Raw genomic sequence first — 24970 nt, 5'->3', positions numbered from 1 at the left:
GGTGGTGAACCCGGAGCCACGCGCGGGCGGGCACGCCTACGCCGCACGCCGGGCTTGCGCACTCGTACCGCGAGCCGTCCTGCGCGTGCTCCTTCCGTAAGCGGGGCGCGTGGCCTTCCTCGCAAGCAGGGCGCGTGCTCCTCCCGCACGCCGGGCGTGCGCACCACTGCACGCGCCGGATCGTCCCGGGCGAGCGGGGCACGCCCGGGCGCGCCCGAGCCCGCCCGGCCGAGCCCGCCCGCGCCCTCACGACAGCTCGCCCCGCCCCTGCCGGGGCAGCCCCAGTTCCGCCGCGGCCGAGCTGCAGTACTCCCGTACCGCGCTCGTCCGCGCGACCACCCGCCCCCGGTGCACGACGATCCGGCTGTACGCGAGCGACAGCGCGTCCGTGAGACGGTCGCCGCGTACCGCCAGCAACTCGGCCGGAAAGCCGGCCTCCACCCGTACCTCGGGCAGGCCCAGAGCGGCCCGTGCCGCTGAGCTCACCGCGTCATAGGCGTCCTCGGGACGAAGCGCGTGGCGGGAGGCCAGCAGGTAGGCGGCCTCCAGAGGGTCCCCGCGTCCCACCGGGTTCGAGACGTCCCGCAGCGCGCCGCTGCCCGCCGCCACCCGCACGCCGGCCGCCCGCAGCAGCCGTACCGGAGCCGTGCCCCGGCGGTCGGCGCCGCCGCAGCCGCCCTGGGGCAGGCACACCACCGTGATCCCGGCCGCCGCGAGCTGATCGGCCGTGCGCGAGATCGCGTCGGCCGGAAGCCGGCTGAGACCGCCGCACGGGCCGAGGGCGACGCCGGTGCGCAGCCCGCCCGCCACCGCGGCGAGGCGGGCCAGACGGGCGGGATCGACTGCGTCGGTGTGCAGGTCGACGGGGCAGCCGTGCTCGGAGGCGACCTCGAGCACCGCCTCCACGTACCCGATGGGGTCCGGGTCCAGGTCCGGGCAGCCGCCCACCACGTCGGCGCCCATCTTCACCGCGTCCCGCAGCATCGCGAGCCCGTCCGCTCCCGCCGTGCCCGTCAGGAGCCGCGGCATCGCCACCACGGTCAGCTCCGTCAGCCCGCGCAGCGAACGCCGCGCCCGCTCCACCGCCACCAGCGCGCCCAGTCCCCGCACGTCGCCCACGCGCACGTGTGCCCGCAGCGCGGTCGCCCCGTGCCCCAGCTGCAGCAGCGCCGCCTCGGTGACCCGGCGCTGGACGTCGTGGGGGTCGTACGACGCCGGGCCGTCGTCGGCGGCCGACAGGGCGGTGTCGCCGTGGGCGTGCGGCTCGGCCGGGGCCGGTACGAGCAGATAGCCGCTGAGGTCCACGCGCGTGCCGCCGCCCCGCACCCCGCCTGCCGTCAGGCTGCCCGCCGTGCCCACCGCCTCGATCCGTCCCCCGCCCAACCGCACGTCCACCGTCCGGCCGTCGGTCAGCCGCGCCCCGCACAACAGCAGGGCGGACGGGCGGGGCGGCTGCGGCTGGCTGTCGGGCATCGCGCTCCAGAGGCTCGGGCGGGGTTGCGCAAGCCCGGGGACTGCGCAGGGGCACAAGATCACGCAGAGTGAGTCGAGCCTAGGGCGGTGACCCGTCCCCGGCGGGGAGGAGCGCAATAGTCGTACCGGCGTGGTCCGGTGCGATCCGGCGTGCTCCCGCGGGGTGCGGGAGCGGCCGCGGCGGCTCACCGGAGGGCCGGGGGACGCGCCCGGACGGGGGCGGCGAAACGGATTTGGGCGAACGGCTGCGGACCGTGTAATGTCTTCATCGCTCGCCCCAATAGCTCAGTCGGCAGAGCGTCTCCATGGTAAGGAGAAGGTCTACGGTTCGATTCCGTATTGGGGCTCTGGTGAGAGAGGTTCCCGCCGTCAGGCGGGGCCCGATCCCACCGAAGCGGTGTAGCTCAGTCGGTAGAGCAAGCGGCTCATAATCGCTGTGTCACCGGTTCAAGTCCGGTCACCGCTACTCACAGTAGCCGATTGTGGGGTCGGTCCTTCGATCGGCTACTCTTTCTTGCGTTGAATCAGTCCATCCGTTCGTCTTAGGAGCACTCACGTGGCTGCCACCGACGTCCGCCCGAAGATCACGCTGGCCTGCGTGGAGTGCAAGGAGCGGAACTACATCACCAAGAAGAACCGGCGTAACAACCCGGATCGACTGGAGATGAAGAAGCACTGCCCGCGTTGCAACGCGCACACCGCGCACCGCGAAACGCGATAAACAAGGCTCGTACACGAGGCCGCCCCCGCAGTCGGGGGCGGCCTCGTGTCGTTTCGGTCCCGGTTACCGACCGGAACCGGCCGGTAACCGCAGGGACGGGTCCCGCAGGGCGGGCCGCCCCACGGGCCGCCCCACGGGCGGGCCCGGCGGGTGGCCCGCGGGCGGGCCACCAGGTCAAACAACAGCAGACACCAGGAGGTGCCGAGCCATGGCGCTCGACCAGTCCTTCGTGGGGCGGAGCTACCCGCCCACCGAGCCCTACGAGGTGGGCCGGGAGAAGATCCGGGAGTTCGCGGAAGCGGTGGGGGACGCCAATCCGGCGTACACGGACCCGGAGGCCGCCAAGGCGCTCGGCCACCCCGAGGTGATCGCCCCGCCGACCTTCGTCTTCGCGATCACCTTCAAGGCCGCGGCGCAGGTGATCCAGGACCCCCGGCTCGGCCTGGACTACAACCGTGTGGTGCACGGCGATCAGAAGTTCGCCTACACCCGCCCGGTGCGCGCCGGTGACCGGCTCACCGTCACCTCCACCATCGAGGCGATCAAGTCGCTGGCCGGCAACGACATCCTGGACATCCGCGGCGAGGTCCACGACGAGGCCGGCGAGCACGTCGTGACCGCCTGGACCAAGCTGGTCGCCCGTGCGGCAGAGGAGGCGTGAGGAACCGATGACGGCGAAGATCGCTTACGACGACGTCGAGGTCGGCACCGAGCTGCCCGCCCAGACCTTCCCGGTGACCCGTGCCACGCTCGTGCGCTACGCGGGCGCCTCCGGGGACTTCAACCCGATCCACTGGAACGAGAAGTTCGCCAAGGAGGTCGGCCTGCCGGACGTCATCGCGCACGGCATGTTCACCATGGCGGAGGCCATCCGCGTGGTCACCGACTGGCTCGGCGACCCGGGCGCGGTCGTCGAGTACGGCGTCCGCTTCACCAAGCCCGTCGTCGTCCCGAACGACGACCGGGGAGCCGTGATCGAGGTCGGCGCCAAGGTCGCGGCCAAACTCGACGACAACACGGTCCGCGTGGACCTCACGGCCACCAGCGCGGGCCAGAAGGTGCTCGGGATGTCACGGGCGGTCGTACGGCTGGCCTGAGACGCCGGCGGCAGTGACGCGAAGTGACGAAGCAGCGCGAGGTGAGGGGCGCACTCCGCAGCGGGGCACCCCTCACCGCGTCCGGGTGCGCGGACGCCGGTGGATTCCCCGGGCCGCGTCCTCGTTGACGTAGTTAGTGATTGAGTACTAACTTTCATCCATGGTCAGGATGAGCGCAGAGGAGAGGCGCGAGAGCGTCATCCGCGCGGCGACGGCCGAGTTCGCCCGCGGCGGCTACTACGGCACGTCGACCGAGGCGATCGCCAAGCGCGTCGGCGTCTCGCAGCCGTACCTCTTCCGGCTCTTCCCTGGCAAGAAGGCCCTGTTCCTCGCGGTGGCCCAGCGCTGCATGGAGGACACGGTCCGCACCTTCCAGCAGGCCGCCGAGGGGCTGGAGGGCGAAGAAGCGCTGCACGCCATGGCCAACGCGTACACCGAGGCCATCGCGGAGCAGCCGGAGCAGTTGCTGATGCAGATGCAGATGTACGTCGCCGTGGCCGCCGCCGAGCAGGCCGGTGACCGTGAGCTCGGCGAGGAGGTCCGGGCGGGCTGGATGCGGCTGTGGGACACGGTGCACCTGCCGCTCGGCGCCGACGCCGGGGAGACCACCACCTTCATGGCGTACGGGATGCTCATCAACTGCCTGGTCGCCATGGGGTTCCCTCCCGGCCACCGGGTCTGGGAAGGGCTGTATCCGTCGGCGCGGATCAAGGGCCGGCCGGAGAAGTAGCGGCAAGCGGCGGTGAAGCCGGAAGGCGGCCGTGGGCGCCTTTTCACGGGCGTAAAAGTTAGTAATCAATAACTAAGGATCGGCGGCCGGCCACGGAAGCCGAACGCCCTCAGGGGGAGCGATGCCAGAGCAGACCGCACGTCGCGGGGGAGCAGTCTGGGCCCTCGTCATCACCAGCGTCGCCGGATTCATGGCGGCCCTCGACAACCTCGTCGTCACCACCGCGCTGCCCTCCATCCGCGAGGACCTCGGCGGCGCCCTGGACGACCTGGAGTGGACCGTGAGCGCCTATACGCTCACGTTCGCCGTCCTGCTGATGTTCGGCGCCGCGCTCGGCGACCGCTTCGGCCGGCGCCGCCTCTTCCTCGCCGGTCTGACCGTCTTCACCGGCGCGTCCGCCGCCGCGGCCATGGCCTCCGGCATCGATGCCCTCATCATCGCCCGCGCCGTCCAGGGAGTCGGAGCGGCGATCATGATGCCGCTCACGCTGACCCTGCTGACCGCGGCCGTGCCCGCCGCCAAGCGCGGGACGGCGTACGGCATCTGGGGCGCGGTCAACGGGCTCGCGGTGGCCTCCGGGCCGCTGATCGGCGGCAGCCTCACCGAGCACGTCTCCTGGCACTGGATCTTCTGGCTGAACGTCCCGCTCGGCGTCGCCCTGCTGCCGCTCGCCCGGCTGCGCCTCGCCGAGTCACACGGCACCGGCGCCCCGCTCGACGTCCCCGGCACCCTGCTCGCCAGCGGCGGCCTCTTCGGGATCGTCTACGGCCTGGTCCGCGGGCCCGCCGACGGCTGGACCGGCGCCCTGGTGCTCACCGGGCTGTTCGCCGGCGCCGCGCTGGTGGTCGGCTTCGTCCTCTACAGCACCCGCGCCGAGAACCCCATGCTCCCGATGCGGCTCTTCCGCTCCCGCGCCTTCTCCGGGATCAACGCGGCGAGCCTGCTGATGTTCCTCGGCATGTTCGGCTCGATCTTCCTGCTCAGCCAGTACATGCAGGGCGTCCTCGGCTACTCGCCCACCGAGGCGGGCCTGCGGATGCTGCCCTGGACCGGCATGCCGATGCTCGTCGCGCCGATCGCCGGTCTCCTCTCCGACCGCGTCGGCGGCCGTCCCGTCGTAGCCACCGGCCTCCTCCTGCAGGCCGCCGGACTCGCCTGGATGGCCGCCGTGGCCACCGCCGACGCCTCCTACGCCGTCCAGCTGCCCGGCCTGATCGTCAGCGGCATCGGCATGGCCCTGTACTTCGCGCCGGCCGCCAACCTCGTCATGTCCAGCGTCCTGCCCGGGGAGCAGGGCATCGCCTCCGGCGCCAACAACGCGCTGCGCGAGGTCGGCGGCGCGCTCGGCATCGCCGTCATGTCGTCGATCTTCTCCGCCCAGGGCGGCTACGAGTCCGGGCGGGCCTTCGTCGACGGCCTGCGGCCCGCGCTGGTCACCGGCTCCGCGATGGTCGCGCTCGCCGCGGTGGCCGCGTTGCTCATCCCCGCCCGGCGACGCGCCGGGCAGCTCCCGGGCGGCCGGTCGGAACCGGCGTCCGCCGCGGTCGCCGAGCCCGCCCTGCGCTGACCCGGACACGCGCTCGGTCACCGCGCCGGACGCGTCGAGGCCGACGCCTGCGCCGAACGCGCACACACGCGCGGCCCGCCCACCGGGCGGGCCGCACGCGCGCGTGGTGAAGCCCTGCCGCCGGTGATGCGGCGGGGGGAGGGGCTGTCGGCGGCGTCTCGTAGTCTTGGGCCCGTGCAGGAACTCCACGACGCCCCCCTCGCCCCGCTGACCACCTTCCGGCTGGGCGGTCCCGCGGACCGGCTCGTCACCGCGACCACCGACGACGAGGTGATCGCCGCCGTCCGCGAGGCCGACGACACCGGAACGCCGCTGCTGCTGATCGGCGGCGGCTCGAACCTGGTCATCGGCGACAAGGGCTTCGCCGGCACCGCGCTCGTCATCGCCACCAAGGGTTTCTCGCTGGACGGGGCGCGGCTGGAGCTGGCCGCCGGCGAGGTGTGGACCGACGCCGTCGCCCGTACCGTCGAGGCCGGATACGCCGGCATCGAGTGCCTGGCCGGCATCCCGGGCTCCGCGGGCGCGACCCCCATCCAGAACGTGGGCGCGTACGGCCAGGAGGTCTCCTCCACGATCACCGAGGTCGTCGCCTACGACCGCACCGCACGCCGGACGGTCACCCTCCCGAACGCCGACTGCGCGTTCTCCTACCGCCACAGCCGCTTCAAGTCCGACCCCGAGCGGTACGTCGTGCTGCGCGTGCGCTTCCTGCTGGAGGACGCGGACGGGCTGTCGGCGCCGATCAGATACGCCGAGACCGCCCGCGCGCTGGGCGTCGAGCCCGGCGACCGGGTGCCGCTGGCGGCCGCCCGCGAGACCGTGCTGAAGCTGCGGGCCGGCAAGGGCATGGTCCTGGACCCCGAGGACCACGACACCTGGTCGGCCGGCTCCTTCTTCACCAACCCGATCCTCACCGACGAGCAGTTCGCCGCCTTCCACACGCGCGTGCGGGAACGGCTCGGCGACGGCGTGGAACCGCCGGCCTACCCGGCGGGGGAGGGCCGCACCAAGACCTCCGCGGCCTGGCTGATCGACAAGGCGGGCTTCACCAAGGGCTACGGCACCGGTCCGGCCCGCATCTCGACCAAGCACACCCTCGCCCTCACCAACCGCGGCGCGGCCACCACCGAGGACCTCCTCGCGCTGGCCCGCGAGGTCGTGGCCGGCGTCCGCGAGGCCTTCGGCGTCACGCTGGTCAACGAGCCGGTGACGGTGGGCGTCACCCTGTAGGACCCCGGCCGGCGACCGGACGGCGGTCCAGCCCGTGGCACCGCGCGCCACGCCGGCCCGGCCGCCATCCGGCGGCCCGAGCAGGAACCCGGGCGGATCGGCTTGGACGCCGCCGCCGACGAAGCCGAAGCCGAAGCCGACCCCGCCGACGCCTCCGCCGTGCGGTCGGCGCGGATGCCTCCGCCGCACGCCCGGCGCGAACCCCGCGCCCCCGCGCGCCCCCGCCCGCCCTCCACGCGGGCCGGGCCGGCTCAGGCCAGCCAGTCGTCCACGCCGGACAGCAACTTCGCCTTCACGTCCTCCGGTGCGACCGAGGCCCGTACCGACTGACGGGCCAGCTCCGCCAGCTCCTCGTCCGAGAAGTCGTGGTGGCGGCGGGCGATCTCGTACTGGGCGGCCAGGCGGGAGCCGAACAGGAGCGGGTCGTCGGCGCCCAGGGCCATCGGTACGCCCGCGTCGAACAGCGTGCGCAGGGGGACGTCCTCCGGCTTCTCGTAGACGCCGAGGGCCACGTTCGAGGCGGGACACACCTCGCACGTGACCCCCCGGTCCGCCAGGCGCTTCAGCAGCCGCGGGTCGTCCGCCGCCCGCACGCCGTGCCCGATGCGCTGCGCGTACAGGTCGTCCAGGCAGTCCCGGACCGAGGACGGCCCCGCCAGCTCACCGCCGTGCGGCGCCGACAGCAGCCCGCCCTCCCGCGCGATGTGGAAGGCGCGGTCGAAGTCCCTCGCCATGCCCCGGCGTTCGTCGTTCGACAGGCCGAAGCCGACCACGCCCCGGTCGGCGTAGCGCACCGCGAGGCGGGCCAGGGTACGGGCGTCCAGCGGGTGCTTCATCCGGTTCGCGGCGACCACGACCCGCATGCCGAGCCCGGTCTCCCGCATCGCGGACTCCACCGCGTCCAGGATGATCTCCAGCGCCGGGATCAGACCGCCCAGCCGCGGCGCGTACGACGTCGGGTCCACCTGGATCTCCAGCCAGCCCGAGCCGTCCTTCAGGTCCTCCTCCGCGGCCTCCCGCACCAGGCGCCGGATGTCCTCGGGCTCCCTCAGGCACGAACGCGCCGCGTCGTACAGCCGCTGGAACCGGAACCAGCCGCGCTCGTCGGTCGCCCGCAGGCGCGGCGGCTCCCCGCCGGTCAGTGCCTCCGTCAGCGCTTCGGGCAGCCGCACGCCGTACTTGTCGGCCAGCTCCAGCAGAGTGGCGGGCCGCATCGACCCGGTGAAGTGCAGGTGCAGATGGGCCTTCGGCAGCTCAGAGACATCACGTACACGCTCCATTCGAAGATCCTGCCGCACGCCCCGCGGTCCCGGTAGCGGATTGCCCGTACGGGGTGTTGCCCGCACAAAGAAACGGGCCGCCTCCCCTTCAGGGGGAAGCGGCCCGCAGGCGCGCGCGTGGACCTTTCGGTCCCGTCAGTCCCGCGCCTCCGCCAGCAGCTTCTGGATCCGGCTCACGCCCTCGACGAGGTCCTCGTCACCCAGCGCGTAGGACAGCCGCAGGTAGCCCGGCGTGCCGAAGGCCTCGCCCGGCACGACCGCGACCTCGGCCTCCTCCAGGATCAGCGCGGCCAGCTCCACCGTGTTCTGCGGACGCTTGCCGCGGATCTCCTTGCCGATCAGCGCCTTGACCGACGGGTACGCGTAGAAGGCGCCCTCCGGCTCCGGGCAGACCACGCCGTCGATCTCGTTCAGCATGCGCACGATGGTCTTGCGGCGGCGGTCGAAGGCCTCACGCATCTTCGCCACGGCCTGCAGATCGCCGGAGACGGCGGCCAGGGCGGCGACCTGCGCCACGTTGGAGACGTTGGACGTGGCGTGCGACTGCAGGTTCGTCGCGGCCTTCACCACGTCCTTCGGGCCGACGATCCAGCCCACGCGCCAGCCCGTCATGGCGTACGTCTTGGCCACGCCGTTGACGACGACGCACTTGTCGCGCAGCTCGGGCAGCAGCGCCGGCAGGGACACGGAGACCGCGTCGCCGTACACCAGGTGCTCGTAGATCTCGTCCGTCAGCACCCACAGGCCGTGCTCCAGCGCCCAGCGGCCGATCGCCTCGGTCTCGGCCTCGGAGTACACCGCGCCGGTCGGGTTGGAGGGGGAGACGAAGAGGACGACCTTGGTCCGGTCCGTGCGGGCGGCCTCCAGCTGCTCCACGCTGACCCGGTAGCCGGTGGTCTCGTCGGCCACGACCTCGACCGGGACACCGCCGGCGAGGCGGATCGACTCCGGGTAGGTCGTCCAGTACGGCGCCGGGACGATGACCTCGTCGCCCGGGTCGAGGATCGCGGCGAAGGCCTCGTAGATGGCCTGCTTGCCGCCGTTGGTGACCAGGATCTGCGAGACGTCCGGCTCCCAGCCGGAGTCGCGCAGCGTCTTCGCGGCGATCGCGGACTTCAGCTCGGGCAGACCGCCGGCCGGGGTGTAGCGGTGGTACTTCGGGTTCTTGCAGGCCTCGATCGCGGCCTCGACGATGTAGTCCGGGGTCGGGAAGTCGGGCTCACCGGCGCCGAAGCCGATCACCGGACGTCCGGCGGCCTTGAGGGCCTTGGCCTTGGCGTCCACGGCGAGGGTGGCGGACTCGGAGATCGCGCCGACTCGGGCGGAGACCCGGCGCTCGGTGGGAGGGGTTGCAGCGCTCATGAGTCCATCGTTTCAGACCGGAAACTCCCCCGGCACGCGGGTTTCACAGACTGAACAGCGACTGAACAACTGTCCGGATCCGGCCACCGGCCCGGGCGATCCGACGCGATCAAAGTCCCTACAGGCACTTTCTGTTCGACGACCGGCCCCGGAACACGTACACTCTCTCCTCGTTGGCCTCACACGGGCCGCGCACGGGCGGTGCACATCGAGCACCCACCGGGATGCGGTACGTTGGGGGACAACCAAAGGGTCGTAGCTCAATTGGTAGAGCACTGGTCTCCAAAACCAGCGGTTGGGGGTTCAAGTCCCTCCGGCCCTGCTACACACACCTTCGCCAGGGTGTGCGCATGTACGTACAGCAATGCACCGCCGTGCGGCTCAGACCGGGCGCGGCACGGCCATGACCCGGAATCAGGTGAGGACGAATGGCGGACGCCGTGGGCTCCATCGACACGCCTGATGCCCAGGACGAGGCGCAGGAGAAGAAGAAGGCCCGCAAGGGCGGCAAGCGCGCCAAGAAGGGTCCGCTGAAGCGGCTCGCCCTTTTCTACCGCCAGGTCGTCGCGGAGCTCCGCAAGGTCGTCTGGCCGACGCGCAACCAGCTCACGTCGTACACGACTGTCGTGATCTTCTTCGTCGCCATCATGATCGCCCTGGTGACCGTGATTGACTATGGGCTCAGCCACGCCGCCAAGTACGTCTTCGGCTGAACCGAGAGCGAAGGGCGCCGTGGTTACCGGCGCCCCTTTCGCGTGTTCCACCCCTATGTATCCAGGAAGAAGCAGCCACCGTGTCTGACCCGAACCTGAACGACGCCATCGAGCCCGACGAGTCGGTGGATGACGAGCTCGACATCGTCGAGGGCGCGGACGAGGAAGACGAGTTCGAGGCTGCCGAGGAAGCCGCCCTGCACGTCGAGGACGAGACCGCCGAGGACGAGTCCGGCGAGGACGTCGACGAAGCCGACGAAGCCGACGAAGCCGAGGACGAGGCCGCCGAGGAGGAGACCGAGCCGGTCGACCCCGTCGAGGCCCTGCGCGAGGAACTGCGCTCGCTTCCCGGCGAGTGGTACGTCATCCACACCTACGCGGGTTACGAGAACCGCGTGAAGACCAACCTCGAGCAGCGTGCCGTCTCGCTGAACGTCGAGGACTACATCTTCCAGGCCGAGGTGCCGCAGGAAGAGGTCGTCCAGATCAAGAACGGCGACCGCAAGACGATCAAGCAGAACAAGCTGCCGGGCTACGTCCTGGTCCGCATGGACCTGACGAACGAGTCCTGGGGCGTCGTCCGCAACACTCCCGGCGTCACCGGCTTCGTGGGCAACGCCTACGACCCGTACCCGCTGACCCTGGACGAGATCGTCAAGATGCTCGCCCCGGAGGCCGAGGAGAAGGCCGCCCGCGAGGCCGCCGAGGCCGAGGGCAAGCCGGCCCCGCAGCGCAAGGTCGAGGTCCAGGTGCTGGACTTCGAGGTCGGCGACTCGGTCACCGTCACCGACGGCCCGTTCGCCACGCTGCAGGCGACCATCAACGAGATCAACCCCGACTCGAAGAAGGTCAAGGGCCTGGTCGAGATCTTCGGCCGCGAGACCCCGGTCGAGCTGAGCTTCGACCAGATCCAGAAGAACTAGTTCTTCCTGGACGAACCGCTTACGAGCAGGTCAGGCGGACGCTCGCGCGTCGGTCTGACCTGCTCGGTTTTTGGCCGCGCATCTATACCCGTTATCGTTGTGCGGTATGCCTGCGTCAGGGTCGCGTCCCTTGCGCCGGCAGGACCCGAATCGAAAGGACCCGGAGAGCTATGCCTCCCAAGAAGAAGAAGGTCACGGGGCTCATCAAGCTCCAGATCAACGCCGGTGCGGCGAACCCCGCCCCGCCGGTCGGCCCCGCGCTGGGTCAGCACGGCGTCAACATCATGGAGTTCTGCAAGGCCTACAACGCCGCGACCGAGTCGCAGCGTGGCTGGGTCATCCCGGTGGAGATCACGGTCTACGAGGACCGCTCCTTCACCTTCGTCACCAAGACGCCGCCGGCCGCCAAGATGATCCTCAAGGCCGCGGGCGTGGAGAAGGGCTCCGGCGAGCCGCACAAGACCAAGGTCGCCAAGATCACCGAGGCGCAGGTCCGCGAGATCGCCCAGACCAAGATGCCCGACCTCAACGCCAACGACCTGGACGCCGCGTCGAAGATCATCGCCGGCACCGCCCGTTCCATGGGCATCACCGTCGAGGGCTGACCTCCACCACCCGCAGAAGTCGTGGGAGGGCCTGCTCGGCCCTGACCACAACTCCTAAGAACCAACAGGAGCAGTAGTGAGCAAGCGCAGCAAGTCTCTCCGCGCTGCGGACGCCAAGATCGACCGGGACAAGCTCTACGCCCCGCTCGAGGCCGTCCGTCTCGCCAAGGAGACCTCCACGACCAAGTTCGACGGCACCGTCGAGGTCGCCTTCCGTCTGGGTGTCGACCCGCGCAAGGCCGACCAGATGGTCCGTGGCACCGTGAACCTTCCGCACGGCACCGGTAAGACCGCCCGGGTCCTGGTCTTCGCGACCGGTGACCGTGCCGAGGCCGCGCGTGCCGCGGGCGCCGACATCGTCGGTGCCGACGAGCTGATCGACGAGGTGGCGAAGGGCCGTCTGGACTTCGACGCCGTCGTCGCCACCCCGGACCTCATGGGCAAGGTCGGCCGTCTGGGCCGCGTCCTCGGCCCGCGTGGTCTGATGCCGAACCCGAAGACCGGCACCGTGACCCCGGACACCGCCAAGGCCGTGACCGAGATCAAGGGCGGCAAGATCGAGTTCCGCGTCGACAAGCACTCGAACCTGCACTTCATCATCGGCAAGACGTCGTTCGACGACACCAAGCTGGTGGAGAACTACGGCGCCGCGCTGGAGGAGATCCTCCGTCTGAAGCCGTCCGCCGCCAAGGGCCGCTACATCAAGAAGGCCGCGGTCAGCACCACCATGGGCCCCGGCATCCCGGTCGACCCCAACCGCACCCGCAACCTCCTCGTCGAGGAGGACCCGGCCGCCGTCTGAGCCCCGAGCTCACCCCGGTAGCCGCGTCAGGGACGCGTCCAGCGAGCACGGGCCCCGCAACCTTCGGGTTGCGGGGCCCGTCTCCGTTCATGTGCGGTCCTTCCGAACAGCCTTTGCCTGTACGGTCTTTCCGCACGCCCGTCAGCGCGCCGGGCCGGCGTGCCGGCACCGCGACCGCACAGGAGTGGGACGAATGAAGAGCACGACGGTGCGCCGCATGACGCTCTCGGCCGCGGCGGTGAGCGTGCTGTCGGGCGCGGTCGCCTGCGGTCCCCTCGGCTCCTCCGGCTCCTCCGGCGGCTCCGGCAGGGACGACGGCGCGTCCGGCGGCAACGCGGCGCACGTGCGCCCCGTCGCGGCCCTGCGCAGCGCCGAGAGGTCCACCCACCGGGCCGAGTCCGCCAGGGTCGAGTCCGTCACGACCATGGGCTCGATGATGTCGATGAAGGCAGCAGGCGCCATGGGCTGGGGGGACGGCCTCGTCGGCAACCTCACCATCACGTACACCGACGGCTGGGTCGCCGACTCCATGCGCGGGCTCGGCACCACCTCCATGGAGGCGCGCTACCTGCCCGACGCCTACTACGCGAAGATGGGCGAGAAGTTCGCCGAGCAGGCGGGCGGCAAGCACTGGATCCGGTACGGCTACGCGGACCTCGCCGACCTCGGCGGCAGCTCCGGCGCCTTCCTCCGCGACCAGATGCGGAACGCCACGCCCAACCAGTCGGTGAAGCTGCTGCTGGCCTCCGGCGACGTCGAGAAGGTCGGCACGGAGAAGGTGCGCGGCGAGAACACCACGCACTACGCCGGCACCGTGGACGTCGCCGACCTCACCACCGGGAACCCCGGCCTCGACGCGGACCGGCTGGCCGGTCTGAAGAGGCAGCTCACCCAGGCCGGCGTCACCACCGAGACCGTCCACATCTGGGTCGACGACCGGGACCTGCTGGTGAAGAAGGTCGAGAAGGGCCGGATGGCGCTCGGCGAGTACACCCAGACCGCGTACTACAGCGACTACGGCGTGCGGGTCTCCGCCGGCCGGCCCCCGGCCGGCGACACCGAGGACTTCACCACGCTCGTGCGGCAGCAGGCCGGGACCGGCACGACCTCCTGATCCCGGCAGGCCCGGGCGGATTTGCTATACGGGCGCGATGTATCTACTCTCCCTACTGAAGCCAAAGACCGCTGGTCGTTGCCGTGCGCTCGTACGAGGGCGCGGTGGCCGAAGGATCCGCTGAAAATGCGGGCGACCCGCGCAGGTGACAGTGGAAGAGCTCCCGGAGTACGTGCGCTCAGCGCTCGTACGACCGGTCGAGTCCGCCCCGTGCGCCTGCGCCGGGGCGTTTCGTTTTCCCCAGTCCTCCTTCGGGTCCGCGCGGTCCGAATCACCCGGAAGGAGGCCGAGGCTCTATGGCGAGGCCCGACAAGGCTGCCGCGGTTGCCGAGCTGACGGACAAGTTCCGCAACTCGAGCGCCGCCGTGCTGACCGAGTACCGCGGTCTCACCGTGGCGCAGCTCAAGACGCTGCGCCGTTCTCTCGGTGAGAACGCGTCCTACGCCGTGGTGAAGAACACGCTGACCAAGATTGCGGCCAACGAGGCCGGCATCTCGACGCTCGACGACCTGTTCAACGGTCCGACGGCGGTCGCCTTCGTCACCGGTGACCCGGTGGAGTCGGCGAAGGGTCTTCGTGACTTCGCCAAGGACAACCCGAATCTCGTCATCAAGGGCGGTGTCCTTGACGGCAAGGCGCTGTCCGCCGACGAGATCAAGAAGCTTGCGGACCTCGAGTCCCGCGAGGTTCTGCTCGCCAAGCTGGCGGGCGCCATGAAGGGCAAGCAGTCCCAGGCTGCCGCCGTCTTCCAGGCGCTCCCGTCGAAGCTCGTCCGCACCCTGGACGCGCTTCGTGCCAAGCAGGACGAGCAGGGCGGTGCCGAGTAATTCGGCTCGCTTTCTGACCTCGGCCGCCTGACGGCGGCGGAGGTCACAGCGGGCCAACGTACGCCCGCCACTCATGTACATCCGGCACCAGCCGAATTAGTGGAAGGATCGCCCATCATGGCGAAGCTCAGCCAGGAAGACCTGCTCGCGCAGTTCGAGGAGATGACCCTCATCGAGCTCTCCGAGTTCGTGAAGGCGTTCGAGGAGAAGTTCGACGTCACCGCCGCCGCCCCGGTCGCCGTGGCCGCCGGTGTCCCGGGTGTTCCGGCCGCCGAGGCCGTCGAGGAGAAGGACGAGTTCGACGTCATCCTCACCGGTGCCGGCGACAAGAAGATCCAGGTCATCAAGGTCGTGCGTGAGCTGACCTCGCTGGGTCTGAAGGAGGCCAAGGACCTCGTGGACGGCGCCCCGAAGCCCGTCCTGGAGAAGGTCGCCAAGGACGCCGCCGAGAAGGCCGCCGAGTCCCTCAAGGGCGCCGGCGCCTCCGTCGAGGTCAAGTAACACCTCCGCGGTCCCGTACCGCACTCTCGCGACCGCTGAACGCGTCCCCCTCGGGGATGTAACGCGAACGCACCGAGGAGCGATCATCCATCCGGGTGGTCGCTCCTTCGCGTTCCGGGGGGCGCGGCCACGGTTGCCTTGAACCCGCGTTCGCGGGGGGTAGGGTGATCTTCGTTGTGCTCCCGGCCGCCCAGGGTCCGGGCAGGGGGCCTTGACGAACCGCACGCAGCGCGCAATTCTCAGGACGCGTCGTCACAGGATCCGAATCCGAGGCATGGATCGACGACGAAGAGGGCAGTATCAACGTGCGTTGAGGGCAGCATGCCGAGGGCGTTGAGGACGACGAGGGTCACGAAAAATCGGGGCTGGACATCAGTGTGCCAAGTGGCTACACTGACCCTTTGCGCTGCCTGTTAGCTGTCCCCTGCCCGTCACCAGGGGCATGCCCTCGCTCGAGCACCGATGACCGGATGATCTCTGAACTGGGATTTCTGTCTCTGTGCGCGGGAGAGGGACCGGTACGCGCGTAGTGAGTCCGAGCCCTCGGAAGGACCCCCTCTTGGCCGCCTCGCGCACTGCCTCGACCGCGAATACGAACAACGGCGCCAGCACCGCCCCGCTGCGCATCTCTTTTGCAAAGATCAAGGAGCCTCTCGAGGTTCCCAACCTGCTCGCGCTGCAGACCGAGAGCTTTGACTGGCTGCTCGGGAACACCGCCTGGCAGAGTCGGGTCGAGGAGGCTCTGGAGTCCGGTCAGGACGTCCCCACCAAGTCCGGTCTCGAGGAGATCTTCGAGGAGATCTCCCCGATCGAGGACTTCTCCGGGTCGATGTCGCTGACGTTCCGCGACCACCGCTTCGAGCCGCCGAAGAACAGCATCGACGAGTGCAAGGAGCGCGACTTCACGTACGCCGCCCCGCTCTTCGTCACGGCCGAGTTCACGAACAACGAGACCGGCGAGATCAAGTCCCAGACGGTCTTCATGGGCGACTTCCCGCTCATGACCAACAAGGGCACCTTCGTCATCAACGGCACCGAGCGTGTCGTGGTGTCGCAGCTGGTCCGTTCGCCGGGTGTCTACTTCGACTCCTCCATCGACAAGACGTCCGACAAGGACATCTTCTCCGCCAAGATCATCCCGTCCCGGGGTGCCTGGCTGGAGATGGAGATCGACAAGCGCGACATGGTCGGTGTCCGCATCGACCGCAAGCGCAAGCAGTCCGTCACCGTCCTCCTGAAGGCGCTCGGCTGGACGACCGAGCAGATCCTCGAGGAGTTCGGCGAGTACGAGTCCATGCGCGCCACCCTGGAGAAGGACCACACCCAGGGCCAGGACGACGCGCTGCTCGACATCTACCGCAAGCTGCGTCCGGGCGAGCCCCCCACGCGTGAGGCCGCGCAGACGCTCCTGGAGAACCTGTACTTCAACCCCAAGCGCTACGACCTCGCCAAGGTCGGCCGCTACAAGGTCAACAAGAAGCTGGGCGCGGACGCCCCGCTGGACGCCGGCATCCTGACCGTCGAGGACATCATCTCGACGATCAAGTACCTGGTGAAGCTGCACGCCGGTGAGACCGAGACGGTCGGCGACAGCGGTCAGACGATCGTCGTCGAGACCGATGACATCGACCACTTCGGCAACCGTCGTCTGCGCAGCGTCGGCGAGCTCATCCAGAACCAGGTCCGCACGGGTCTGGCGCGCATGGAGCGCGTCGTCCGCGAGCGCATGACCACGCAGGACGTCGAGGCGATCACGCCGCAGACCCTGATCAACATCCGGCCGGTCGTCGCCTCCATCAAGGAGTTCTTCGGCACCAGCCAGCTGTCGCAGTTCATGGACCAGAACAACCCGCTGTCGGGTCTCACCCACAAGCGCCGCCTGTCGGCGCTCGGTCCGGGTGGTCTCTCCCGTGAGCGGGCCGGCTTCGAGGTCCGTGACGTGCACCCGTCCCACTACGGCCGCATGTGCCCGATCGAGACGCCCGAAGGCCCGAACATCGGTCTGATCGGTTCGCTGGCGTCCTACGGCCGGGTCAACGCGTTCGGCTTCGTGGAGACCCCGTACCGCAAGGTCGTCGACGGCCAGGTCACCGACGAGGTCGACTACCTGACGGCCGACGAGGAGGACCGCTTCGTCATCGCGCAGGCCAACGCCACGCTCAGTGACGACATGCGGTTCGAGGAGTCCCGGGTGCTGGTCCGCCGTCGTGGCGGAGAGGTCGACTACGTCCCCGGCGACGACGTGGACTACATGGACGTCTCGCCGCGCCAGATGGTGTCGGTCGCGACCGCCATGATCCCGTTCCTCGAGCACGACGACGCCAACCGTGCCCTGATGGGCGCGAACATGATGCGCCAGGCCGTGCCCCTGATCAAGTCCGAGGCCCCGCTCGTCGGCACCGGCATGGAGTACCGCTCCGCCGTCGACGCCGGCGACGTGGTCAAGGCCGAGAAGGCCGGTGTGGTCCAGGAGGTCTCCGCGGACTACATCACCACCGCCAACGACGACGGCACGTACATCACGTACCGCCTGGCCAAGTTCGCCCGGTCCAACCAGGGCACCTCGGTCAACCAGAAGGTCATCGTCAACGAGGGCGACCGGATCATCGAGGGCCAGGTCCTCGCCGACGGTCCGGCCACCCAGAACGGCGAGATGGCGCTCGGCAAGAACCTGCTGGTCGCGTTCATGCCGTGGGAGGGTCACAACTACGAGGACGCGATCATCCTGTCGCAGCGCCTCGTGCAGGACGACGTCCTCTCCTCGATCCACATCGAGGAGCACGAGGTCGACGCCCGTGACACCAAGCTCGGCCCCGAGGAGATCACCCGGGACATCCCGAACGTCTCCGAGGAGGTCCTCGCCGACCTCGACGAGCGCGGCATCATCCGCATCGGCGCCGAGGTCATCGCCGGTGACATCCTCGTCGGCAAGGTCACCCCGAAGGGCGAGACCGAGCTGACGCCGGAGGAGCGCCTGCTGCGCGCGATCTTCGGTGAGAAGGCCCGTGAGGTCCGTGACACCTCGCTGAAGGTGCCGCACGGCGAGACCGGCAAGGTCATCGGCGTGCGCGTCTTCGACCGCGAGGAGGGCGACGAGCTTCCCCCCGGTGTGAACCAGCTGGTGCGCGTGTACGTGGCGCAGAAGCGCAAGATCACCGACGGTGACAAGCTCGCCGGCCGGCACGGCAACAAGGGTGTCATCTCCAAGATCCTGCCGATCGAGGACATGCCGTTCCTGGAGGACGGCACCCCGGTCGACATCATCCTCAACCCGCTGGGTGTGCCGTCCCGAATGAACCCGGGACAGGTCCTGGAGATCCACCTCGGCTGGCTCGCCAGCCGCGGCTGGGACGTCTCCGGCCTCGGCGAGGAGTGGGCGCAGCGTCTCCAGGCGATCGGCGCCGACCAGGTCGACCCGGGCACCAACGTCGCGACCCCCGTCTTCGACGGCGCGCGCGAGGACGAGCTCGCGGGTCTGCTGCAGCACACCATCCCGAACCGGGACGGCGAGCGCATGGTGCTCCCGTCCGGCAAGGCGCGGCTGTTCGACGGCCGCAGCGGTGAGCCGTTCCCGGACCCGATCTCGGTCGGCTACATGTACATCCTGAAGCTGCACCACCTGGTCGACGACAAGCTGCACGCCCGCTCGACCGGTCCGTACTCGATGATCACCCAGCAGCCGCTGGGTGGTAAGGCCCAGTTCGGTGGCCAGCGCTTCGGCGAGATGGAGGTGTGGGCGCTCGAGGCGTACGGCGCCGCCTACGCCCTCCAGGAGCTGCTGACCATCAAGTCCGACGACGTCACCGGCCGCGTGAAGGTCTACGAGGCCATCGTCAAGGGCGAGAACATCCCCGAGCCCGGCATCCCCGAGTCCTTCAAGGTCCTCATCAAGGAGATGCAGTCCCTTTGCCTGAACGTGGAGGTCCTGTCCAGCGACGGTATGTCCATCGAGATGCGTGACACCGACGAGGATGTCTTCCGCGCTGCGGAGGAGCTCGGCATCGACCTGTCCCGGCGCGAGCCGAGCAGCGTCGAAGAGGTCTGACGGGAGTCCGGGAGCCTTCCTGGTGAAGGCTCCCGGCCCCAGGACCCCCGTATCAGACCCCAAGACTCACAACCCTGAGAGGGATTGACGCATAGTGCTCGACGTCAACTTCTTCGACGAGCTCCGGATCGGCCTGGCCACCGCTGACGACATCCGTCAGTGGAGCCACGGCGAGGTCAAGAAGCCCGAGACCATCAACTACCGCACCCTCAAGCCCGAGAAGGACGGACTCTTCTGCGAGAAGATCTTCGGTCCGACCCGGGACTGGGAGTGCTACTGCGGCAAGTACAAGCGCGTCCGCTTCAAGGGCATCATCTGCGAGCGCTGTGGCGTGGAGGTCACCCGCGCCAAGGTGCGCCGTGAGCGGATGGGCCACATCGAGCTGGCCGCGCCCGTCACGCACATCTGGTACTTCAAGGGCGTCCCGAGCCGCCTGGGCTACCTGCTCGACCTGGCTCCCAAGGACCTCGAGAAGGTCATCTACTTCGCGGCGTACATGATCACGTACGTCGACGAGGAGCGCCGTACCCGCGACCTGCCCTCCCTGGAGGCGCACGTCTCCGTCGAGCGGCAGCAGATCGAGAACCGCCGCGACGCCGACCTGGAGGCCCGCGCCAAGAAGCTCGAGGCCGACCTGGCCGAGCTGGAGGCCGAGGGCGCCAAGGCCGACGTGCGCCGCAAGGTGCGCGAGGGCGCCGAGCGCGAGATGAAGCAGCTGCGCGACCGCGCGCAGCGCGAGATCGACCGTCTCGACGAGGTGTGGACCCGGTTCAAGAACCTCAAGGTCCAGGACCTGGAGGGCGACGAGCTCCTCTACCGCGAGCTGCGCGACCGCTTCGGCACCTACTTCGACGGCTCGATGGGCGCCGCGGCGCTGCAGAAGCGCCTGGAGTCCTTCGACCTGGAGGAGGAGGCCGAGCGCCTCCGCGAGATCATCCGCACCGGCAAGGGCCAGAAGAAGACCCGCGCGCTCAAGCGCCTGAAGGTCGTCTCCGCGTTCCTGCAGACGTCCAACAGCCCCAAGGGCATGGTGCTCGACTGCGTGCCGGTCATCCCGCCGGACCTGCGTCCGATGGTGCAGCTGGACGGTGGCCGCTTCGCGACCTCCGACCTGAACGACCTGTACCGCCGCGTGATCAACCGCAACAACCGCCTGAAGCGCCTTCTCGACCTCGGTGCGCCCGAGATCATCGTGAACAACGAGAAGCGCATGCTCCAGGAGGCCGTCGACGCGCTCTTCGACAACGGCCGCCGCGGCCGCCCGGTCACGGGCCCCGGCAACCGTCCGCTGAAGTCGCTGTCCGACATGCTCAAGGGCAAGCAGGGCCGCTTCCGTCAGAACCTGCTCGGCAAGCGTGTCGACTACTCGGCGCGTTCCGTGATCGTCGTCGGTCCGCAGCTGAAGCTGCACCAGTGCGGTCTGCCGAAGGCGATGGCGCTGGAGCTGTTCAAGCCGTTCGTGATGAAGCGCCTGGTCGACCTGAACCACGCGCAGAACATCAAGAGCGCCAAGCGCATGGTGGAGCGCGGCCGCACGGTCGTGTACGACGTCCTCGAAGAGGTCATCGCCGAGCACCCGGTCCTGCTGAACCGTGCTCCCACCCTGCACCGCCTCGGCATCCAGGCCTTCGAGCCGCAGCTGGTCGAGGGCAAGGCCATCCAGATCCACCCGCTCGTGTGCACCGCGTTCAACGCGGACTTCGACGGTGACCAGATGGCCGTGCACCTGCCGCTGTCGGCGGAGGCGCAGGCCGAGGCCCGCATCCTGATGCTGTCCTCGAACAACATCCTCAAGCCGGCCGACGGCCGTCCGGTGACGATGCCGACCCAGGACATGGTCCTCGGTCTGTTCTTCCTCACCACCGACGGCGAGATGCGGAACGTGAAGGGCGAGGACCGCTCCTTCGCGTCCGTGGCCGAGGCGATCATGGCGTTCGACGCCGGCGAGCTCTCGCTGCAGTCGCGCGTGGACATCCGCTTCCCGGTGGGCACCATCCCGCCGCGCGGCTGGACCCCGCCGGCCCGCGAGGAGGGCGAGCCGGAGTGGCAGCAGGGTGACAGCTTCCGGCTGAAGACCACGCTCGGCCGTGCGCTCTTCAACGAGCTGCTGCCCGAGGACTACCCGTTCGTCGACTACGAGGTCGGCAAGAAGCAGCTCTCCGAGATCGTCAACGACCTCGCCGAGCGCTACCCGAAGGTCATCGTGGCGGCGACGCTCGACAACCTGAAGGCGTCCGGCTTCTACTGGGCGACCCGTTCCGGCGTCACCGTCGCCATCTCCGACGTCGTCGTTCCCGAGGCGAAGAAGGAGATCGTCAAGGGCTACGAGGCGCAGGACGAGAAGGTCCAGAAGCAGTACGAGCGCGGTCTGATCACCAAGGACGAGCGCACGCAGGAGCTCATCGCGATCTGGACCAAGGCGACCAACGAGGTCGCCGAGGCGATGAACGAGAACTTCCCGAAGACCAACCCGATCTTCATGATGGTGAACTCGGGCGCCCGAGGGAACATGATGCAGATGCGTCAGATCGCCGGTATGCGCGGTCTGGTGTCCAACGCCAAGAACGAGACGATCCCGCGTCCCATCAAGGCGTCCTTCCGTGAGGGCCTGTCCGTGCTGGAGTACTTCATCTCCACGCACGGTGCCCGTAAGGGTCTGGCGGACACCGCCCTGCGTACCGCCGACTCGGGTTACCTCACCCGTCGTCTGGTCGACGTCTCGCAGGACGTCATCATCCGCGAGGAGGACTGCGGCACCGACCGCGGCCTGAAGCTGGCGATCGCCGAGCGCGGCGCGGACGGCGTGCTGCGCAAGGCGGACAACGTCGAGACGAGCGTGTACGCGCGCTGCCTCGCCGAGGACATCGTGGTCGACGGCAAGGTGCTGGCCCCGGCCGGCACGGACCTCGGCGACGTGCTCATCGACGAGCTCGTCCGGCACGGCGTGGAGACGGTCAAGACCCGCTCGGTCCTGACCTGCGAGTCCGCCGTCGGCACCTGCGCGATGTGCTACGGCCGTTCGCTGGCCACCGGCAAGCTGGTCGACATCGGTGAGGCGGTCGGCATCATCGCCGCCCAGTCCATCGGTGAGCCCGGCACCCAGCTGACGATGCGTACCTTCCACACCGGTGGTGTGGCCGGTGACGACATCACCCAGGGTCTGCCGCGTGTCGTCGAGCTCTTCGAGGCCCGTACCCCGAAGGGTGTGGCTCCGATCTCCGAGGCGAGCGGCCGCGTCCGCATCGAGGAGACGGAGAAGACCAAGAAGATCGTCATCACCCCGGACGACGGCAGCGACGAGACGGCGTACCCGATCTCGAAGCGTGCCCGTCTGCTGGTCAGCGAGGGCGAGCACGTCGAGGTCGGCCAGAAGCTCACCGTGGGTGCCACCAACCCGCACGACGTGCTGCGCATCCTGGGCCAGCGCGCCGTCCAGGTCCACCTGGTCGGCGAGGTCCAGCGGGTCTACAACTCGCAGGGTGTGTCGATCCACGACAAGCACATCGAGATCATCATCCGGCAGATGCTCCGCCGCGTGACGATCATCGAGTCCGGCGACGCCGAGCTGCTGCCCGGCGAGCTGGTCGAGCGCTCGAAGTTCGAGCAGGAGAACCGTCGTGTGGTCCAGGAGGGCGGTCACCCGGCCTCCGGCCGTCCGCAGCTGATGGGTATCACCAAGGCCTCGCTGGCGACCGAGTCGTGGCTGTCGGCGGCGTCCTTCCAGGAGACGACCAGGGTCCTCACGGACGCGGCGATCAACGCCAAGTCCGACTCCCTGATCGGCCTCAAGGAGAACGTCATCATCGGTAAGCTCATCCCGGCCGGTACGGGCCTGTCCCGCTACCGCAACATCCGGGTCGAGCCGACCGAGGAGGCCAAGGCCGCGATGTACTCGGCCGTCGGCTACGACGACATCGACTACTCGCCGTTCGGCACCGGCTCCGGCCAGGCCGTCCCGCTGGAGGACTACGACTACGGTCCGTACAACCAGTAGGCGAGCATCCGCTGAGAGCGACGGGCGGTCACCCTCCGGGGTGGCCGCCCGTCGGCGTTCTTCACGGTCCTGTCCCGATGTCGTGATTGTGGGCCGTGGGACTGTGCCGGAATTGCCCACTTGGCAGATGATGGAGGGACCTAGGGGTTGTGGGGGAGGTGCTCCGTGTCCGAACAGTCGTCGCGGCCCTGGCAGCAGGGGCCCCGCATGCCGCAGCCGTGGGCCGGCCAGGGCATGCCGCAGCCGTGGGCAGGTCAGGGCATGCCGTCGGCGTCGTCGTCGGGGATGCTCGCCTCGCACGCCGACCGTGAGCGGACCGTGGACGTGCTCAGAGCGGGGTTCGGCGAGGGACGCCTGGAGCAGCCCGAGTTCGAGAAGCGGGTGGCACGCGCCTACGCGTCCCGCACGGTCGGGGAACTGGCCCTCCTCGTCGCCGACCTGCCGCACGGCCCGATGCCGATGACGACGGCCCCGGCGCCCCTGCCGGGCACCTTCCTGCCGGTGCCCCCGGCGCGGACCAACGGCAAGGCGGTGGGCGCCTTCGTCTGCGGTCTGCTGTGCGTGCCGACGATGGGCTTCACCGGCATCCCGGCGATCGTCCTGGGCCACACCGCCCGCGCCGAGATCCGCCGTACCGGCGAGCCCGGCGACGGCTTCGCCCTGACCGGCGTGATCCTCGGCTGGCTGGCCACCGGCTTCTGGGCCCTGGTGCTGGTGCTGGGCATGGTGTCCGCGGTCGTGTCGGGCGGCGGGTGACGGGGCCGCGGGGCGGCCGGGGTCCCGGGTACGGCCGCGGGGGCGCGCCCGCGCAGGGTGCCGGGGGAAGCGAGGGGATCACCCGTCCGAAGCCCGAAGCCGGTGTATGGGCTTGACATGTGTCGGGTGACGATGCGGGCGAGGCCCATTTGTTTTGACCGCAGCGAATGAGGTAGGTACGCTCAGACCTTGTGCCTGGGGTGTGCCTTGGCTCTCCTGCGTGCCTTCAAACCGCATAGGGAGCCGTGAACGGCCACCGTGATCTGCGCCTCTTTCTGCCGCCCGGCGGGAGTCCGCGGGATTCGACACACCCGACCGCGTGGGTCGGAGATGTTCCAGGTTAGCTGTACCTATCGGCACACAGAAACCGGAGAAGTAGTGCCTACGATCCAGCAGCTGGTCCGCAAGGGCCGGCAGGACAAGGTCGAGAAGAACAAGACGCCCGCACTCGAGGGTTCCCCTCAGCGTCGTGGCGTCTGCACGCGTGTGTTCACGACCACCCCGAAGAAGCCGAACTCGGCCCTGCGTAAGGTCGCGCGTGTGCGTCTGACCAGCGGGATCGAGGTCACCGCTTACATTCCGGGTGAGGGACACAACCTGCAGGAGCACTCCATCGTGCTCGTGCGCGGCGGCCGTGTGAAGGACCTGCCGGGTGTTCGCTACAAGATCATCCGTGGCTCGCTCGACACCCAGGGTGTCAAGAACCGCAAGCAGGCTCGCAGCCGTTACGGCGCCAAGAAGGAGAAGTAAGAATGCCTCGTAAGGGCCCCGCCCCGAAGCGCCCGGTCATCATCGACCCGGTCTACGGCTCTCCTCTGGTGACCTCCCTGATCAACAAGGTGCTGCTGAACGGCAAGCGCTCCACCGCCGAGCGCATCGTCTACGGCGCCATGGAAGGCCTGCGCGAGAAGACCGGCAACGACCCGGTCATCACGCTCAAGCGCGCTCTCGAGAACATCAAGCCGACCCTCGAGGTCAAGTCCCGCCGTGTCGGTGGCGCCACCTACCAGGTGCCGGTCGAGGTCAAGCCCGGCCGTGCCAACACCCTGGCGCTGCGCTGGCTGGTCGGTTACTCCCGCGCCCGTCGCGAGAAGACCATGACCGAGCGTCTCCTCAACGAGCTTCTCGACGCCTCCAACGGCCTCGGTGCGGCCGTGAAGAAGCGCGAGGACACCCACAAGATGGCCGAGTCCAACAAGGCCTTCGCGCACTACCGCTGGTAGTCGCTAC

The 24970-nt window shown here is 69.4% G+C and carries 21 protein-coding genes and 3 tRNA genes; 21 read left to right on the top strand and 3 right to left on the bottom strand.

Annotation, left to right across the window (positions count from 1 at the left end):
- Window positions 1-246: 246 nt before the first annotated feature.
- Window positions 247-1473 (bottom strand): amidohydrolase family protein, encoded by a 1227-nt coding sequence (locus VKA29_RS30505; RefSeq protein ID WP_324789210.1) that lies wholly within the window; start codon window positions 1471-1473, stop codon window positions 247-249.
- Between the two features lie 274 nt (window positions 1474-1747).
- Here VKA29_RS30505 and VKA29_RS30500 point away from each other — a divergent pair.
- The 8 genes from VKA29_RS30500 (at window position 1748) to VKA29_RS30465 (ending at window position 6818) form a co-directional block, all read left to right on the top strand.
- A tRNA-Thr gene (locus VKA29_RS30500) sits at window positions 1748-1820 on the top strand.
- Window positions 1821-1866: 46 nt separating this feature from the next.
- Window positions 1867-1939, top strand: a tRNA-Met gene (locus VKA29_RS30495).
- 90 nt (window positions 1940-2029) lie between these two features.
- Window positions 2030-2194, top strand: coding sequence for a 50S ribosomal protein L33 (gene rpmG / locus VKA29_RS30490; protein ID WP_003948671.1), 165 nt, complete (start codon window positions 2030-2032; stop codon window positions 2192-2194).
- A 208-nt stretch (window positions 2195-2402) separates the two neighbouring features.
- Window positions 2403-2855, top strand: a complete 453-nt coding sequence (locus tag VKA29_RS30485) for a MaoC family dehydratase N-terminal domain-containing protein (protein ID WP_324789209.1) — start codon at window positions 2403-2405, stop codon at window positions 2853-2855.
- Window positions 2856-2862: 7 nt separating this feature from the next.
- On the top strand, window positions 2863-3291 hold the full coding sequence (locus VKA29_RS30480; RefSeq protein ID WP_324789208.1) for a MaoC family dehydratase: 429 nt from the start codon (window positions 2863-2865) through the stop codon (window positions 3289-3291).
- A gap of 160 nt (window positions 3292-3451) precedes the next feature.
- The gene (locus VKA29_RS30475; RefSeq protein WP_324789207.1) at window positions 3452-4021 is read left to right on the top strand and encodes a helix-turn-helix domain-containing protein; all 570 of its coding nucleotides are present in this window, start codon (window positions 3452-3454) and stop codon (window positions 4019-4021) included.
- Between the two features lie 121 nt (window positions 4022-4142).
- Entirely contained in the window at window positions 4143-5588 is a 1446-nt protein-coding gene (locus VKA29_RS30470) for a DHA2 family efflux MFS transporter permease subunit (protein WP_324789206.1), read from the top strand.
- A 174-nt stretch (window positions 5589-5762) separates the two neighbouring features.
- Window positions 5763-6818: a UDP-N-acetylmuramate dehydrogenase gene (locus VKA29_RS30465; protein WP_324789205.1), complete on the top strand. Its 1056-nt coding sequence runs from the start codon at window positions 5763-5765 to the stop codon at window positions 6816-6818.
- Between the two features lie 251 nt (window positions 6819-7069).
- On the opposite strand, the gene VKA29_RS30460 is transcribed toward VKA29_RS30465, so the two are convergent.
- Window positions 7070-8098, bottom strand: a complete 1029-nt coding sequence (locus VKA29_RS30460) for an adenosine deaminase (RefSeq protein WP_324789204.1) — start codon at window positions 8096-8098, stop codon at window positions 7070-7072.
- 135 nt (window positions 8099-8233) lie between these two features.
- Window positions 8234-9460, bottom strand: coding sequence for a pyridoxal phosphate-dependent aminotransferase (locus VKA29_RS30455; protein WP_324789203.1), 1227 nt, complete (start codon window positions 9458-9460; stop codon window positions 8234-8236).
- Between the two features lie 249 nt (window positions 9461-9709).
- On the opposite strand from VKA29_RS30455, the gene VKA29_RS30450 reads away from it, so the two are divergent.
- From VKA29_RS30450 to rpsG, 13 genes are all read left to right on the top strand, one after another.
- Window positions 9710-9782, top strand: a tRNA-Trp gene (locus VKA29_RS30450).
- A 106-nt stretch (window positions 9783-9888) separates the two neighbouring features.
- A complete protein-coding gene (gene secE / locus VKA29_RS30445) occupies window positions 9889-10173 on the top strand; it encodes a preprotein translocase subunit SecE (protein WP_324789202.1) in 285 nt (94 codons plus the stop codon).
- Window positions 10174-10253: 80 nt separating this feature from the next.
- Window positions 10254-11096 carry a transcription termination/antitermination protein NusG gene (gene nusG, locus VKA29_RS30440; RefSeq protein WP_324789201.1) on the top strand — a complete coding sequence of 281 codons (843 nt, stop codon included), beginning with the start codon at window positions 10254-10256 and terminating at the stop codon, window positions 11094-11096.
- Window positions 11097-11266: 170 nt separating this feature from the next.
- On the top strand, window positions 11267-11701 hold the full coding sequence (gene rplK / locus VKA29_RS30435) for a 50S ribosomal protein L11 (protein WP_031167035.1): 435 nt from the start codon (window positions 11267-11269) through the stop codon (window positions 11699-11701).
- Between the two features lie 76 nt (window positions 11702-11777).
- On the top strand, window positions 11778-12503 hold the full coding sequence (gene rplA, locus VKA29_RS30430; RefSeq protein ID WP_324789200.1) for a 50S ribosomal protein L1: 726 nt from the start codon (window positions 11778-11780) through the stop codon (window positions 12501-12503).
- A 193-nt stretch (window positions 12504-12696) separates the two neighbouring features.
- Window positions 12697-13617 (top strand): hypothetical protein, encoded by a 921-nt coding sequence (locus tag VKA29_RS30425; RefSeq protein ID WP_324789199.1) that lies wholly within the window; start codon window positions 12697-12699, stop codon window positions 13615-13617.
- Window positions 13618-13913: 296 nt separating this feature from the next.
- Window positions 13914-14444 (top strand): 50S ribosomal protein L10, encoded by a 531-nt coding sequence (gene rplJ, locus VKA29_RS30420; protein ID WP_324789198.1) that lies wholly within the window; start codon window positions 13914-13916, stop codon window positions 14442-14444.
- A 117-nt stretch (window positions 14445-14561) separates the two neighbouring features.
- Window positions 14562-14945, top strand: a complete 384-nt coding sequence (gene rplL / locus VKA29_RS30415; protein ID WP_324789197.1) for a 50S ribosomal protein L7/L12 — start codon at window positions 14562-14564, stop codon at window positions 14943-14945.
- A gap of 559 nt (window positions 14946-15504) precedes the next feature.
- The gene (rpoB, locus tag VKA29_RS30410; protein WP_324789196.1) at window positions 15505-18990 is read left to right on the top strand and encodes a DNA-directed RNA polymerase subunit beta; all 3486 of its coding nucleotides are present in this window, start codon (window positions 15505-15507) and stop codon (window positions 18988-18990) included.
- A 94-nt stretch (window positions 18991-19084) separates the two neighbouring features.
- Complete coding sequence (locus tag VKA29_RS30405) at window positions 19085-22984, top strand: DNA-directed RNA polymerase subunit beta' (RefSeq protein WP_324789195.1); 3900 nt, start codon at window positions 19085-19087, stop codon at window positions 22982-22984.
- 207 nt (window positions 22985-23191) lie between these two features.
- Complete coding sequence (locus VKA29_RS30400; RefSeq protein ID WP_420718600.1) at window positions 23192-23740, top strand: DUF1707 and DUF4190 domain-containing protein; 549 nt, start codon at window positions 23192-23194, stop codon at window positions 23738-23740.
- Window positions 23741-24118: 378 nt separating this feature from the next.
- Window positions 24119-24490 carry a 30S ribosomal protein S12 gene (gene rpsL / locus VKA29_RS30395; protein ID WP_003948652.1) on the top strand — a complete coding sequence of 124 codons (372 nt, stop codon included), beginning with the start codon at window positions 24119-24121 and terminating at the stop codon, window positions 24488-24490.
- A 2-nt stretch (window positions 24491-24492) separates the two neighbouring features.
- On the top strand, window positions 24493-24963 hold the full coding sequence (gene rpsG, locus VKA29_RS30390; protein WP_003998848.1) for a 30S ribosomal protein S7: 471 nt from the start codon (window positions 24493-24495) through the stop codon (window positions 24961-24963).
- Window positions 24964-24970 lie beyond the last annotated feature (7 nt).

The organism is Streptomyces sp. H51, assembly GCF_035656535.1.
Lineage (GTDB): Bacteria > Actinomycetota > Actinomycetes > Streptomycetales > Streptomycetaceae > Streptomyces.
This window is presented reverse-complemented; position numbering and strand designations above follow the sequence as displayed.

Excerpts from the sequence above, each read along its gene's own strand:
- VKA29_RS30505 (WP_324789210.1), bottom strand. The coding sequence starts at position 1,473 with ATGCCCGACAGCCAGCCGCAGCCGCCCCGCCCGTCCGCCCTGCTGTTG.
- VKA29_RS30485 (WP_324789209.1), top strand. The coding sequence starts at position 2,403 with ATGGCGCTCGACCAGTCCTTCGTGGGGCGGAGCTACCCGCCCACCGAG.
- VKA29_RS30480 (WP_324789208.1), top strand. The coding sequence starts at position 2,863 with ATGACGGCGAAGATCGCTTACGACGACGTCGAGGTCGGCACCGAGCTG.
- VKA29_RS30475 (WP_324789207.1), top strand. The coding sequence starts at position 3,452 with ATGGTCAGGATGAGCGCAGAGGAGAGGCGCGAGAGCGTCATCCGCGCG.
- VKA29_RS30470 (WP_324789206.1), top strand. The coding sequence starts at position 4,143 with ATGCCAGAGCAGACCGCACGTCGCGGGGGAGCAGTCTGGGCCCTCGTC.
- VKA29_RS30460 (WP_324789204.1), bottom strand. The coding sequence starts at position 8,098 with ATGGAGCGTGTACGTGATGTCTCTGAGCTGCCGAAGGCCCATCTGCAC.
- VKA29_RS30455 (WP_324789203.1), bottom strand. The coding sequence starts at position 9,460 with ATGAGCGCTGCAACCCCTCCCACCGAGCGCCGGGTCTCCGCCCGAGTC.
- secE (WP_324789202.1), top strand. The coding sequence starts at position 9,889 with ATGGCGGACGCCGTGGGCTCCATCGACACGCCTGATGCCCAGGACGAG.
- rplK (WP_031167035.1), top strand. The coding sequence starts at position 11,267 with ATGCCTCCCAAGAAGAAGAAGGTCACGGGGCTCATCAAGCTCCAGATC.
- VKA29_RS30425 (WP_324789199.1), top strand. The coding sequence starts at position 12,697 with ATGAAGAGCACGACGGTGCGCCGCATGACGCTCTCGGCCGCGGCGGTG.
- rplJ (WP_324789198.1), top strand. The coding sequence starts at position 13,914 with ATGGCGAGGCCCGACAAGGCTGCCGCGGTTGCCGAGCTGACGGACAAG.
- rplL (WP_324789197.1), top strand. The coding sequence starts at position 14,562 with ATGGCGAAGCTCAGCCAGGAAGACCTGCTCGCGCAGTTCGAGGAGATG.
- VKA29_RS30400 (WP_420718600.1), top strand. The coding sequence starts at position 23,192 with ATGCCGCAGCCGTGGGCCGGCCAGGGCATGCCGCAGCCGTGGGCAGGT.
- rpsG (WP_003998848.1), top strand. The coding sequence starts at position 24,493 with ATGCCTCGTAAGGGCCCCGCCCCGAAGCGCCCGGTCATCATCGACCCG.